At 63.1% G+C, this 13,924-nt stretch carries 11 protein-coding genes; 6 read left to right on the top strand and 5 right to left on the bottom strand.

The window, feature by feature from the left end; translation table 11 throughout:
- Positions 1–116 precede the first annotated feature (116 nt).
- Positions 117–1,502 (top strand): MFS transporter, encoded by a 1,386-nt coding sequence (locus tag ACZ9H4_RS35945; protein ID WP_408150282.1) that lies wholly within the window; start codon positions 117–119, stop codon positions 1,500–1,502.
- Between the two features lie 206 nt (positions 1,503–1,708).
- On the opposite strand, the gene ACZ9H4_RS35940 is transcribed toward ACZ9H4_RS35945, so the two are convergent.
- The 3 genes from ACZ9H4_RS35940 to ACZ9H4_RS35930 all read right to left on the bottom strand — a co-directional run bounded on the left by ACZ9H4_RS35940 (position 1,709) and on the right by ACZ9H4_RS35930 (position 4,228).
- Positions 1,709–2,077, bottom strand: coding sequence for a response regulator (locus ACZ9H4_RS35940; RefSeq protein ID WP_408150284.1), 369 nt, complete (start codon positions 2,075–2,077; stop codon positions 1,709–1,711).
- 434 nt (positions 2,078–2,511) lie between these two features.
- The gene (locus tag ACZ9H4_RS35935; protein ID WP_476122928.1) at positions 2,512–3,456 is read right to left on the bottom strand and encodes an electron transfer flavoprotein subunit alpha/FixB family protein; all 945 of its coding nucleotides are present in this window, start codon (positions 3,454–3,456) and stop codon (positions 2,512–2,514) included.
- Between the two features lie 22 nt (positions 3,457–3,478).
- Positions 3,479–4,228 (bottom strand): electron transfer flavoprotein subunit beta/FixA family protein, encoded by a 750-nt coding sequence (locus ACZ9H4_RS35930; RefSeq protein WP_476122968.1) that lies wholly within the window; start codon positions 4,226–4,228, stop codon positions 3,479–3,481.
- Positions 4,229–4,399: 171 nt separating this feature from the next.
- Here ACZ9H4_RS35930 and ACZ9H4_RS35925 point away from each other — a divergent pair, with 171 nt between their 5' ends.
- The 4 genes from ACZ9H4_RS35925 (at position 4,400) to ACZ9H4_RS35910 (ending at position 9,592) form a co-directional block, all read left to right on the top strand.
- On the top strand, positions 4,400–5,287 hold the full coding sequence (locus tag ACZ9H4_RS35925) for a LysR family transcriptional regulator (RefSeq protein ID WP_408150825.1): 888 nt from the start codon (positions 4,400–4,402) through the stop codon (positions 5,285–5,287).
- A 171-nt stretch (positions 5,288–5,458) separates the two neighbouring features.
- Positions 5,459–6,958 carry an L-piperidine-6-carboxylate dehydrogenase gene (gene amaB / locus ACZ9H4_RS35920; protein WP_408150826.1) on the top strand — a complete coding sequence of 500 codons (1,500 nt, stop codon included), beginning with the start codon at positions 5,459–5,461 and terminating at the stop codon, positions 6,956–6,958.
- Positions 6,959–7,078: 120 nt separating this feature from the next.
- Complete coding sequence (locus ACZ9H4_RS35915) at positions 7,079–8,251, top strand: NAD(P)/FAD-dependent oxidoreductase (protein WP_408158136.1); 1,173 nt, start codon at positions 7,079–7,081, stop codon at positions 8,249–8,251.
- Between the two features lie 132 nt (positions 8,252–8,383).
- The gene (locus tag ACZ9H4_RS35910; RefSeq protein WP_408150835.1) at positions 8,384–9,592 is read left to right on the top strand and encodes an aminotransferase-like domain-containing protein; all 1,209 of its coding nucleotides are present in this window, start codon (positions 8,384–8,386) and stop codon (positions 9,590–9,592) included.
- A gap of 362 nt (positions 9,593–9,954) precedes the next feature.
- On the opposite strand, the gene ACZ9H4_RS35905 is transcribed toward ACZ9H4_RS35910, so the two are convergent.
- Positions 9,955–10,431: a PRC-barrel domain-containing protein gene (locus ACZ9H4_RS35905; protein ID WP_408158140.1), complete on the bottom strand. Its 477-nt coding sequence runs from the start codon at positions 10,429–10,431 to the stop codon at positions 9,955–9,957.
- A gap of 491 nt (positions 10,432–10,922) precedes the next feature.
- Here ACZ9H4_RS35905 and ACZ9H4_RS35900 point away from each other — a divergent pair, with 491 nt between their 5' ends.
- Positions 10,923–11,327 carry a hypothetical protein gene (locus ACZ9H4_RS35900; protein WP_476122925.1) on the top strand — a complete coding sequence of 135 codons (405 nt, stop codon included), beginning with the start codon at positions 10,923–10,925 and terminating at the stop codon, positions 11,325–11,327.
- Between the two features lie 48 nt (positions 11,328–11,375).
- On the opposite strand, the gene rpoD is transcribed toward ACZ9H4_RS35900, so the two are convergent.
- Entirely contained in the window at positions 11,376–13,370 is a 1,995-nt protein-coding gene (gene rpoD, locus ACZ9H4_RS35895; protein ID WP_408150832.1) for an RNA polymerase sigma factor RpoD, read from the bottom strand.
- Positions 13,371–13,924 lie beyond the last annotated feature (554 nt).

Below are 13,924 nucleotides of genomic sequence, written 5' to 3'. Positions count from 1 at the left end.
CATCGAACCGTGTCGCCCAGGACCCCGCGTCAGAGCCGTTGCATGCAAAAAGGCGGCCACGCGGAACTGTTTTGCGCAAGCGGCTCAACCGCGTGCGGCCTCTCAGGAGACTAAGTTTGGCAACCGTCACAGTCAATTCCGGGGCGCGGCTCGACCGCCTGCCCATCACCCGTTTCCACTGGAACATTCTTGGCCTGATCGGCGCAGGCGCTTTCCTCGACGCATTCGATATCTATCTGGCCAACGGCGCGCTCGCGGCGATGGTCAAGAGCGGCTTCACCGATTTGCGGCTCGGCTCGTTTTTCATCTCCGCGACCTTCATGGGCATGATGATCGGCGCGGGTCTGTCCGGCTATCTCGGCGACCGCTTCGGCAGGCGCTATTCGTATCAGGCGAATCTGGCGATCTTCGGTGTCGCGTCGCTTGCCGCGTGCTTTGCCCCGAACATCTACTGGCTGATCCTGCTGCGCTTCATCATGGGTGTGGGGCTGGGCGCCGAACTCGTGGTGGCGGCGGGCACGCTGTGCGAATTCGTGCCGCCCGCCACACGCGGACGCTGGACCGCGCTGCTCGCGCTGATCATCAACTCCGGTTTGCTCGGCGCGACCGCGATCGGCTACTGGGTGATTCCGCATCTCGGCTGGCGTTACATGTTCGCGATTGCGGGGCTCGGGGCGCTGATCGTGTGGTTTCTGCGGCATCGGATGCCGGAGTCGCCGCGCTGGCTCGAAACGGTGGGGCGGCTCGACGAAGCCGAGGCCACGGTGTCGGCGATCGAGCGGCAAGTCGAAGCGCGCGTCGGCAAGTTGCCGCCGGTCGCACGCGTGGTCAGCCACGAGGTGCCGGCCGCGCCGTTCTCGGCGCTGTTCGCGCGCGGGATGATCGGCCGCACGCTGGTGGCGGCGTTGACCTGCATGGCGATCAACATGTCGCTGTATGGGTTCGTCGCGTGGCTGCCGACGTTCTTCGTGAAGGAAGGGTTGACGATCGTGCAGTCGCTCGGCTTCGTGCTGCTGATGTCGTTCGGTGCGCCGGCCGGCGCGGTGGTCGGTTATCTCGTGACCGACCGGCTCGGGCGTCGCAATGGCATCGTGCTGTTCTCGCTCGTGACGATTCTGCTCGGCTTCGTGTACGTGCAGATGCGCTCGCCGGCGGCGATCTCGGTCGTGGGCTTCGCGTTGGTGACGGCGATCTATACGGTCTGCACGCTTGGACTGTTCGGCTATATCCCGGAGTTGTTCCCGACCGCGCATCGGTTGCGCGGAACCGGTGTCGCGGGTACGTGCGGACGCGCGGCGTCGATGTCCACGCCTTATGTGGCGCTGCTGCTCTACACGCGATTCGGCGTGACGGGTGTGCTGACGATGGTCGGCGGCGTGCTGCTTCTGCTCAGCGTCGCGATTCTGGCGCTGCGGATCGAGACCAGTCAGCAGACGCTGGAGGATATCTCGCCCGATGCCGATTTGACGCCGCGTGGGGAGTTGATGGAGAAGTCGGCGTAGCGGTGCCGGGGGAATGCGCGAATGTCTGAAGACGGTCTGGCGACTCGGGCCGTCAATTGCAACCGTGTTCCACCGGGGCGAAATACACAGACAGGGACGCGATTTGACGCAAGCGCAGCGCAAAGCCATGCCTTGCTATCGCGCACGCTTGCCCGTTGGGCCGAATGCTTGCCCCGTTGTCGTGCGCGAGCGGCAAGGCCAAATGTTCAGCAAACGCCTTGGGTTGTCGCGCCGTTCTCGCATTCGGCGAGCAGCGACAGCAGTTTATCCAGCGCGAACGGCTTGCGAAGAAAGCCCTTCATGGGCAACGAGGGCGCTTCGCCGCTGCCGCTCGTCAGGATGACAGGGACCGACGCGAGTCCACTCGTGGCCTGCATCGATTCGATCAGTTCGGCGCCATCCATGTTGGGCATGCGCCAGTCACACACGACGGCGCTCACGCGCGTGCGTTGCAAACGTTCGAATGCTTCGACACCGTCCGCCGCCGTGGCCACTGTATAGCCACGGCCGACCAGCACGGCACGTAACGCGGACAATGCTTCGGGTTGATCGTCCACGAGTAAAACGCGACTCATGATGCTTATGCCTGGAAAAAATCGGGTTTGCGTGCGGTCGTCGTGAGCGCGTGGCGCTCTCTCGACGACAGGGAATGCGAGCCAGACGGTCGTACTTGTCTTGTCCGGTCGAGTCGATTGAGCGAGCAAGGGATGTGCCTGACGGTCATGGCTTGAGTACGTGAGACCTGGTTGGTGTCGCGAGGGCGTGCTGTTGTTGAGTTGCGCGACGGCGTCAATGGGGTGTGTGTGGCGGAGTGCGCGCTTGCGCGGTGGAGAGTGCGGCGGACCGACGTCGCGAAGTGAGTACGATGCATGGCTACGCGAGGTAAGCGATTCAACCGTTACCGGTAATCGCAGCATCCGGCACATGGGCTTTCGAAGTGGGAAGGGCGTAAGCCAAAACATTCTATCGACCAGGCGCGACGTCGAACACGGCGCGCCTGTAGCTTGCATCAGGCGACTTCACCCGCCATTTCCGGCACGACGCTGAAAAGATCGCCCACGAGACCATAATCGGCGACGCTGAAAATCGGCGCTTCCGGGTCCTTGTTGATCGCGACGATCACCTTCGAGTCTTTCATGCCGGCCAGATGCTGGATCGCACCCGAGATGCCGACGGCCACGTACAGTTGCGGCGCAACGATCTTGCCGGTCTGGCCGACCTGATAGTCGTTCGGCACGAAGCCCGCATCGACGGCTGCGCGCGATGCGCCCAGCGCTGCGTTCAGCTTGTCGGCCAGCGGCTCGAGCACCTTGGTGTAGTTCTCGCCATTGCCCAGACCACGGCCACCCGACACGATGATCTTCGCCGACGTCAGTTCCGGACGGTCCAGTTTCGTCACTTCACGGCTCACGAACTGGGTAACGCCCGCGTCTGCTGCCGCTTCGATCTTTTCCACGCTCGCGCTGCCGCCTTCTGCTGCCACCGGATCGAAGCCGGTCGAGCGCACCGTGATGACCTTGATCGGATCAGCCGATTGCACCGTTGCGATCGCGTTGCCCGCATAGATCGGACGCTCGAACGTGTCGGCACTATCCACGGCCGTGATGTCGCTGATCTGCGCGACGTCGAGTTTCGCGGCGATACGCGGCGCGATGTTCTTGCCGTAAGCGGTCGCCGGCGCCAGGATATGCGTGTAGTCCTTCGCGATGTTCATCACGGTCGCTTCGACGTTTTCCGCGAGACCCGCTTCGAGTTGCGGCGCGTCGGCCAGGAGCACCTTCGACACACCCGCGATCTTCGCAGCCGCATCGGCAGCAGCTTGTGCGTTGTGACCCGCGACCAGCACGTGAACGTCACCGCCAATCTTCTGCGCCGCTGCAATCGTGTTCAGCGTCGCTGCCTTGATCGACGCGTTGTCGTGTTCTGCTATTACAAGATTAACAAGATTCGTCATTTCGTCCGTCTCCGGGTTCTACTTAAAGCACCTTGGCTTCGGTCTTCAGCTTCTCGACCAGCGTCTTCACGTCCGGCACCTTCACACCAGCGGAGCGCTTCGGCGGTTCGGCGACTTTCAGCGTCTTCAGGCGCGGCGTGACGTCCACACCCAGGTCTGCGGGCTTGATCGTTTCGAGCGGCTTCTTCTTCGCCTTCATGATGTTCGGCAGCGTCACATAGCGCGGCTCGTTCAGGCGCAGGTCGGTGGTGACCACGGCCGGCAGCGTCAGCGACAGCGTTTCGGCGCCGCCGTCCACTTCGCGCGACACGGTTGCCTTGCCGTCAGCCACGACAACCTTCGATGCAAACGTCGCTTGCGGCAGATTAGCCAGCGCGGCGAGCATCTGGCCGGTCTGGTTCGAATCATCGTCGATGGCCTGCTTGCCGAGAATGATCAACGAAGGCTGCTCCTTGTCCACCAGCGCCTTCAGCAGCTTGGCAACCGCCAGCGGCTGCAGTTCTTCGGTCGACTCGATCAGGATCGCGCGATCCGCGCCGATCGCCAGCGCCGTGCGCAGCGTCTCTTGCGCCTGCGCAACACCGGCCGACACAGCGATCACTTCGGTCGCCACACCAGCTTCCTTCAGACGCACCGCTTCTTCCACCGCGATTTCATCGAACGGATTCATCGACATCTTCACGTTCGCGATGTCGACGCCCGTGCCGTCCGACTTGACCCGAACCTTCACGTTGTAATCGACCACTCGTTTGACCGGCACCAGAATCTTCAACACGCTCTCCCCAGATAAAACGCCTGCATCGACAGCAAGCGCGAACCGCTTCACTCTGACAGAGACCGCCAGCGCAGGGAATTCGGTTTTTTCGAACGTGTGCTTCGTGCCCGGTTAAGATTGCTGTTTGTCTTGCGAGCGCCCATCGGCGCTTCATCACCGGCTTTCATCATGCATTTCGATTTCGTGGATTTGCGTCTGCTCCTGAATATCGCCGACACGCAGAACCTCGCGCGCGCGGCGGAGCGCTCGCATCTGTCGGCGCCGGCTGCCAGCAACCGGGTCAAGAATCTCGAGGAACAACTCGGTGTCAAGCTGCTGTATCGAACCAGCCAGGGCGTGACGCTGACGCCCGCAGGCGAAGCGTTCGTGCATCATGCGCGGCTCGTGCTCGAACGTGTCGAGCATCTGGCGGGCGACATGCAGGAGTACGGCGAAGGCATCAAGGGCCACGTGCGCATCTGGGCCAACACGACCGCGATCAGCGAGTTCATGCCCGCCGTGCTGAGCCATTTTCTGCGCGATCATCCGGACGTCAACATCGATCTGCGCGAAGTGCTGAGCGGCGAAATCGTCAAAGGCGTGGCGGATAGCGCGACCGATATCGGCATCGTTGCGGGCAACGTGCATGCGGAACATCTGGAGATGCTGCCGTATCGCGACGATCGCCTGGTTCTCGTCACATCATGCGATCACCCGCTGGCGAAGCAGGCGTCGGTCGATTTCTCGCAGGTGCTCGGCGCCAACTTCGTGAGCCTGCCCACGTCGAGCGCGATCCATGCGTTCATCACGAGCGCCGCCGATGCGCTCGGCGCACGTCTGAAGCTGCGCATCCAGGTCGGCAACTTCGAAGCCGCGTGCCGGATGATCGAAGCGGGCGTGGGCATCGGCGTCGTGCCGGAGTCGGTCGCGCTGCGGCACAGGAAGACGATGCAGATCGCGATCGTCGGCTTGAACGATCCTTGGGCCGAACGCAAGCTCAAGATCTGCGTGCGCAGCCTCAAGGACTTGCCGCCGTTCGCGCGGGTGCTCGTCGACAGGCTGATGGCGGCGGTGTGATTCCGGCCGGCTTCGACACCGGCGCGGACCATCAAAGTTTCCTTATGGAAACATCTGACGCCATGTCAACTAGCATTTCCCTGCCATCGACATGTTCTTGCAGCCATAAAAGCCCGCGTGTATAGTTTCCGAACTTACTCTTGTTTCGCATCGGAAATCATAGGGGTTTTCATGGACGCTTCCACTATCCTCGCCGATCTCGGCATCGCGCACGCGGCGCAAGCCGGCGACCTCGCGGTTCATTCGCCGATCACGGGCGAGCTCATCGGCCGTGTGGCCGTCAACACGGTGGCGGAAGTCGACACGGCCCTCGCCCGCGCGAAAGACGCGTACACCGCCTGGCGCAACGTGCCGGCGCCGCGCCGCGGCGAACTGGTGCGGCTGCTCGGTAACCGTCTGCGCGAGAAGAAGCAGGCGCTGGGCAGCATCATCACGCTCGAAACCGGCAAGATCCTGCAGGAAGGCATGGGCGAAGTGCAGGAAATGATCGACATCTGCGATTTCGCGGTCGGCCTCTCGCGCCAGTTGTACGGTCTGACGATCGCCTCGGAGCGTCCCGGCCACCGGATGGCGGAGACGTGGCACCCCATGGGCACCTGCGTCGTGATCTCGGCGTTCAATTTCCCGGCGGCGGTGTGGTCGTGGAACGCGGCACTCGCGCTGGTCTGCGGCAACGCGGTGATCTGGAAGCCGTCGGAAAAGACGCCGCTCACCGCGCTCGCCGTCAACCAGATCCTCAACGAGGCGCTGCAGGAATTCGGCGACGCGCCGGCCGGCCTGACCGCGCTGATCAACGGCGGGCGCGATGTTGGCGCGAAGCTGGTGGCGGATCCGCGCGCATCGATCGTCAGCGCGACGGGCAGCACGGAAATGGGCCGCACGGTCGGCGTGGAAGTGGCGAAGCGCTTCGGCCGCTCGCTGCTCGAACTCGGCGGCAACAACGCGGGCATCGTCGCACAAACCGCCGACCATGAACTCGCGATGCGCGGCATCCTGTTCTCGGCGGTGGGCACGGCGGGGCAGCGCTGCACGTCGCTGCGGCGTCTGTTCGTGCATGAGAGCGTGTATGACAAGACCATCGAACGTCTGAAGCAGCTGTACAGCAAGGTGCCGATCGGCAATCCGCTCGAAAAAGGCACGCTGATGGGGCCGCTGATCGACAAGCAGTCCTACGCGCGCATGCAGGAGGCGTTGCAGCAGGCCGCGGCCGAAGGCGGCAAGGTGTTCGGCGGCGAGCGTGTCGAGGTGAAGGGTTATGAAGGCGGTTACTACGTGCGCCCGGCGATTGTCGAAATGCCGTCGCAAACCCCGGTCGTGCTGAAGGAAACCTTCGCGCCGATTCTCTACGTGTTGCGCTATACGGATTTCGCCGACGCAGTCGAAGCGAACAACGCAGCGGTTCACGGTCTGTCGTCGTGCGTGTTCACGACCGACCTGCGCGAAGCGGAACGTTTCCTGTCCGATTCGGGCAGCGACTGCGGTATCGCCAACGTCAACATCGGGCCGAGCGGCGCGGAAATCGGCGGGGCATTCGGTGGCGAGAAGGAAACCGGCGGTGGTCGCGAGTCGGGCTCGGACGCATGGAAGGCTTACATGCGCCGCGCGACCAATACGGTCAACTACTCGTCGGCATTGCCGCTCGCGCAGGGGATCGACTTCAATATCGGCTGAGCGCGCCGGCAACGCGTTTATGCGCGGCGGCCATCGCCGTCGCGCGCATCACATCTCTTCAGCAATCCGTTTGCGCCGCCCGGCGTTTTCAGAGCGGCCACGCTACTCGTGGAGTAAGACGTGAGTTCCAAAGTCGTGATCGTCGGCGGTGGGGTGATCGGCAGCTCGATTGCGTATTTCTTGCGGCTGTCCGATCCGACAGTCAGCGTCACGGTGATCGAGCGCGATCCGACTTATGCGCGCTCGTCGTCGGCACTGTCGGCGGCGTCGATCCGTCAGCAATTCTCCACGCCGCTTTCCATCCAGATGTCGCTGTTCGGCATCGAGTTCTTGCGCTCGATCGGCGAGCGGCTCGAAGTCGACGGCACGCGTCCGTCGGTCGATCTGCACGAAGGCGGCTACCTGTTTCTCGCGACGTCCGCGGGCGAGTCCACGCTGCGCGAGAATCACGCGCTGCAAAAAAGTCTCGGCGCGGATATCAGTCTGCTCGACAAGACCACACTACAAGCGCGCTTTCCCTGGCTCAATACCGATGATCTCGTCGCCGGTGCATACGGCGAAAGCGGCGAGGGCTGGTTCGACGGCTACGGTCTCGTGCAGGCGTTGCGCAAGAAGGCCCAGGCGCTCGGCGCGCGCTACGTCGCCGCGGACGTCACCGCCGTGCAGCGCGACGGCAAACGCGTTACGCACGTGCAGACCGCGAACGGCGAGACCTATGCGTGCGACGCGGTCGTGAATGCCGCCGGCGCCTGGTCGCGCCGGGTCGCGCAGATGGTCGGCATCGACCTGCCGGTCTACGCGCGGCGCCGCAGTATTTTCAACGTGAGTTCGCCGGCGCGGCTCGAACGCTGTCCGTTGCTGATCGATCCGAGCGGCGTGTACTTCCGGCCTGAAGGCAACGCGTACATTTGCGGCACGTCACCCGCCGCGGATCGCGATCCCGACGACCTGCCGCTCGACGAAGTCGATCACGCGCTATTCGACGACGTGATCTGGCCGACGCTCGCGCATCGCGTGCCGCAGTTCGAAGCGCTGCGCGTGCAGAACTGCTGGTCCGGCTACTACGAATACAACGTGCTCGATCAGAACGCCATCATCGGTTATCACCCCGACGTCGACAACTGCATTTTCGCCAACGGTTTCAGCGGACACGGCTTGCAGCAAGGTCCGGCGACGGGACGCGGCATCAGCGAACTGATCCTGCACGGCCGCTACACGACGCTCGACCTCGGCTCGCTGAGCTTCGCGCGCGTGCTCGACAACCGGCCGATCGTGGAGAAGAACGTGGTGTAGCCGCGCGCCCGGTTGATGCGGAAAATGCAATACGTAGTGCGTAGATATCGTTTGCCGCGCACCCGGACGATGGCCACAATCGACGCCGATCTTCCCCTCGACAGAGAACTCGACCCAGAGCGGCCCGTCACCATGTTCACGTTCAATCCCGCATTCGAAGCACCGACCGGCTCGCCAATTCGCGAGCTGTTCAAGTATCTCGCGCAGCCCGGCATGATCTCGTTCGCGGGCGGTTATCCGGCCAGCGATCTGTTCGATCGTGGAGGGCTCGACGCCGCCACCGTGCGCGCGTCGCAACAGCCCACGCTGTGCCTGCAATACGGTCCGACCGATGGCCTCGCGGTCCTCAAGGAACAGCTTGCTCAGCTGATGGCGCGCCGCGGCACGCCATGCGCGCCGCAGGACCTGCTCGTGACGACCGGTTCGCAGCAGGGCTTCGATCTGCTGCTGCGCGTGATGGTCGCTCCCGGCGACGTGGTGCTGGTCGAACAGCCCGCCTACCCGGCGACCTTGCAGGCGCTGAAGCTGCAACAGGCGGACGTCGTGACGGTGCCCGTCGATCAGCACGGGCTCGACGTCGATGCGCTCGCCGCCCTGCTCGAAGCCGGCACGCTGCGCGCTGCACCGAAGCTGCTGTACACGGTGCCGACGTTTGCCAATCCGACCGGTGCGACCTTGTCGCTCGAGCGGCGCATGGCGTTGTTGAAGCTGGCGGCGCGTCATCGCATTCTGATCGTCGAGGACGACCCGTACGGCGACTTGCGCTTCAGCGGCGCGGCATTGCCGTCGCTGCTCGCGTTGAGCGAGCAGGTGCCGGGGTCGCGCGACTGGGTGGTGCATTTTTCGAGTCTGTCGAAGATCGTCGCGCCGGGTTTGCGGGTCGGCTGGATGGTCGCGCATGCGGAGATTCTGCGTCGCTGTGTGGTCGCCAAGCAGACCGTCGATCTATGCAGTTCGTCGTGGACCCAGGCGATTGCCGCAGAGTATCTCGCGAGCGGTGCGCTGGAGCGCCATTTGCCGCTCATCGTCGACGCGTATGCGGTGAAGTGCCGCGCGCTGTGCGATGCGCTCGATGCGCAATTGGCGCAGCACATCGCGTTTCATCGCCCGGACGGCGGTATGTTCGTATGGGCGCGATTGAAGGCGGGAGGGAATGCGGCCGACTATCTGCGTGTCTGTATCGAGCAGAATGTGATGTTCGTGCCGGGCGTCGCGTTCTATAAAGACAATGTCGATGTGGCGGCATTGCGTCTGTCATTCGCCGCGCCGGGCGTGGTGGATATCGAAACGGGTGTGCAGCGGATGAAGCTCGCGCTCGAACGTTTCGTCGAGGCAGGATAGAGCGGTATTGGCGTCAGAGCGATGAGCGCTGGGGATAACTCCCTCCCGCGTTTTTCGTGTCGACGGGCAAGCGGGCGTGCAGCGCAGGCAAGGCGCTCGAATTTCTGCTGGGCCGTCGTGCACCACTGAGCAGGAGACGCGCAATCGCGACTCGCCCCTTACGAAAGCGCGTCGACGGCTCAGCAACGGGCGGCGGCTCGCGCACTATGCGCGAAGCCTGCGACTCATTGGGAGCGCGCGCATGAAAACCAATGAGCTCAATGAGTTGGGTGAGTCATGAGCATGTTGTCCACAGGCTTGTGCCCAATTTCTGTGGATAACAAATCTTGCTCAGCGGCAGTCGCACACATGCCAGGTCGTCCTCAGAAATTCGAGTCCGATTCCCGCTCTTCCACCACATCCCGCGTTGCCGACCAATAGGGCGACCGGTTGTAGTGCGCGTGCACGGACCTGCCCCATTGCATATCGGCCATCGATGGCCAGTTGTCCTTGTCAAAGCTCGGCGCAGTCCTGATTCGCTCGGCGGATGCGTCGAGCAGGAAGCATTTGTCGTCCGTGTCGAGCGTGAGGGCGCTCCACGGAATGGCGTGCAGCGAGTCGCCCATGCCGAGAAAGCCCCCGCTGGACAGCACCGCATACGCGATCCGTCCGCCGCGCACGTCGAGCATGATGGCGGAGATCTTGCCGACATGTTCGCCATCGGATGACATTACCTTGTTGCCGTCGAGTGTGGATGCGGCCATTACATCCGGTCCGGGACCGTCGCCCATACCTGCTCCGACGACGTTCGCGCCTTGCTCGCAGGTGGCTGCCGGCCCTTGGGGATCGAGCGTAGTCATGACGTGCTCCTCGTGAAAAAGCATGAACAGCGACGCGCAACGACCATGCCCAGCCGGGAATGTGGACTCGGTGGAAAGCGGCGCAGAGTCGGGATTGACTTTGACTCGCTGGCTCGAGCTGTGAAGCAGGTGCGTGTGATGCGGCCGGGTGACGCCGAGGCGCGCAATTGGCCACTGCGCACGCGTCTGGCGGGTGAAAGTGAAAGTGACGCGCGGGTTGTGTGTGCTGCTTCGGGTGGTTTGGATGACCCGGTTGGCGGCGCGCGTTGTTTTCAGGCACACCGTCACGTCATACGCCGCGGCGAAAGCCGGCTTGCGCTTACCGCCCCTTACGGATGCTCAAGTTGCGGCCAGTCGGCGTCGATAGATCTTGTGACCGGCGGTGCGTCGAACCCCCGACCCGTCATGCGCGACGCCATCACACAGCGGGTTTGACTTGCGGTGGCGCGATGGCGCAGCACATGTCTTGAGTGTAACGAACGGAGATAGCCATGCAAATCGACAGCGCATTGTCGTCGACCCGACAGGGAGCGGATCGCGCGGCGGCGAATAGTCTGCCCGCGGCGAACGACGCCGCCTCCGCGCAGATCGCGACGTCTACGACATCCGCGGCATCGACGACATCCGCACAGGATGACGCTGTCCATATCTCTGCCGAAGGCGCAGCAGCGGCGGATCGGGACGGAAATACAGGGCAGGAAGAGGGGGGAGTCGATTTCACGAGAACAGACAGCGCGCCGGCGGCGGGCGCCTCGGCGGTGCAGTCGTTTGCATACGGCACGCTCGGTCTTGAACGGCCGGACCAGCCTCACGACGACAGCAATGCGTTCTACACGGCTGGACGTTGGCTGGCAGCGGGCATCACCGTGGGCGGGATCGTCTCGCTGCTTGTTTGAGGAGGGGGCGCTTGCCGTGCAGGCCGCACGGCAAGCGCGATCGCTAATTTAGCGGTCGAGGAACGACTTCAGTCGATCGGCGCGGCTCGGATGCATCAGCTTGCGCATGGCCTTGCTTTCAATCTGACGAATCCGCTCGCGCGTCACGTCGAACTGCTTGCCGACTTCTTCGAGCGTATGGTCCGACTTCGTGTTGATGCCGTAGCGCATGCGCAGCACCTTTGCTTCGCGCGGCGACAGCGAGTCGAGCGCGTCGTCGATGGCGGCGCGCAAGTCGGCTTGCATCGCCGCATCGGCCGGCGACGAAGCCGCCGAGTCTTCGATCATGTCGCCGAGCGTGGCGTCGCCGTCGTCGCCGACCGGCGTTTCCATCGATACCGGCTGCTTGGCGATCTTCAGAATGCCGCGCACCTTCTCTTCCGACAGCTCCATGCGTTCCGCGAGCACCGACGGATGGGCTTCCATACCCGTCTGCTGCAGGATCTCGCGCGAAATGCGGTTGAGCTTGTTGATCGTTTCGATCATGTGCACCGGCACGCGAATCGTGCGGGCCTGGTCGGCGAGCGAACGCGTCACGGCCTGGCGGACCCACCACGTTGCATATGTCGAAAACTTCCAGCCGCGACGGTATTCGAACTTGTCCACGGCCTTCATCAGGCCGATGTTGCCTTCCTGGATCAGATCGAGGAACAGCATGCCGCGGTTCACGTACTTCTTCGCGATCGAGATCACGAGACGCAGATTCGCCTCGATCATCTCGCTCTTGGCCTTGCGCATCTTCGATTCGGCCGCAACCATCTTGCGGTTGACCTCTTTCAGATGCTTCAGCGGCAGCGAAACGGTGGCTTCGATCTCGATCAGCTTCTGCTGTTCGGACTGAATCGCCGGCAGATGGCGCTCGAGCGCCGCGCCGTACGACGTATTGCCGCGCGCTGCGCGTTCCGTCCAGCTGAGGTCGGCTTCGTGGCCGCCAAACGACTCGATGAACTTCTCGCGCGGCATGCCGCTCTTCGTGACGACGATTTGCAGAATGTTGCGCTCGATCGCGCGCACCTGCGCAACCTGGTGCTGGACGTCGCCGCACAGGCGGTCAATCGTGCGTGCGGTGAAGCGGATCTTCGCGAGGTGCTGCTGGATCTCTTCACGTGCGCGCAGATAGGCTTTGGAGGTGACATCGCCACGCGTGTGCGACGCGTTCATCTGGTCAGACAGCATGCCGACCTGCGCGAAGATTTCGAGGCAGTCGCTCGTGAGCTGCTTCAGGCGCGCTTCGTCCGCCGCCGACGAGTCGGCCGGGCCGACGTCGTCATCGCTATCGCTGTCGTCGTCTTCGTCGGCGTTCGTGTCGACGTCGGCTGCCGTGTCGGCGCTCGCTTCCTCTTCCGCCGCGACCGTGTCTTCATTCAGACCGTCGACCAGCTCGTCGATGCGCAGTTCGCCGTCGGCGACCTGCTGGGCGCTCGCCAGAATCGCGGAGATCGCGAGCGGGCAGGCGGCAATGGCTTGCACCATTTCATGGAGGCCGTCTTCGATGCGCTTCGCAATGGCGATTTCACCAGCGCGCGTCAGCAGTTCGGTTGCGCCCATTTCGCGCATATACATGCGCACCGGGTCGGTCGTACGGCCGAATTCGGAGTCGACGGTGGACAACGCGACTTCAGTTTCTTCGTCCGCCTGATCGTCCGACACCACGGCGGGGGCGTTCGAGTTGAGCAGCAGCGTTTCCGCGTCGGGGGCCTGCTCGTAGACCTGCACGCCCATGTCGCCAAACGCGCTGACGATGCTGTCGATTGCCGCGGTTTGCGCGAAGTTGTCGGGCAGATGGTCGTTGATCTGCGCGTGGGTCAGGTAGCCTTGCTCCTTGCCCAGCTGGATCAGCGCACGCATTTGGCGCTGACGTTCTTCGGCTTGTTGCGGGAGCAATTCGGCCGCAACGGGGATCGCTTTGCCGGCGCCCTTGCCCTTGGCCGTGCGACCGGAGGGGGCTTTGCCGCTGTAGCCGGCGTTTTCGTGTTGCGAATCTTCGCGATCAAAAGGGTTCACGTATTCTCCTCTAGAGGCTTCGCTATGAGACGCAAGACGCGACCGTCAGGCGTTTCGAGCATGGCTCAACATCACCTGAGTGACTCAACGCGGTTGTTTGGGTGTGCTCTTGGGGAGCAAAAAAGATGAGCCCGCTTGAAGCGGGCCGATAGAAATATGCGAAATTCGCGCGGCTCGCATTATATACGAGCTTGCGCGTTCGCGCTCATGGGGGCACACCAATTAATCGTGCAAGTTGTTGCAGGGGCGCTTGTAGTTTGCCGGGAGCGCGCGCAGCGGCGTCCTTTGAGCGACGCGACGACTTCTGCTTTGAGGTTGCACGTTGCTTTCTGCATATATAGGAACCCTTTGGCCTCCTGCGACGGGATCAGTTCCGGCGCTCTGGCTCTATCTATGGCGCTCTGGCTCTATCTATATATAGGGCGCGCATGCTCTGGCGTTGTGCCGCGTGTGCCTTCAAAGAAAATTCACAGAAGGGGCTTGACGACCTGGCGACCGTTCTCCATAATCTCGTTTCTCTGCTGCTGATGCAGCGACGCAGAACGAAGCGGTGC

The sequence above is a fragment of the Paraburkholderia sp. TE9906 genome (genome assembly GCF_056279605.1).
This window is presented reverse-complemented; position numbering and strand designations above follow the sequence as displayed.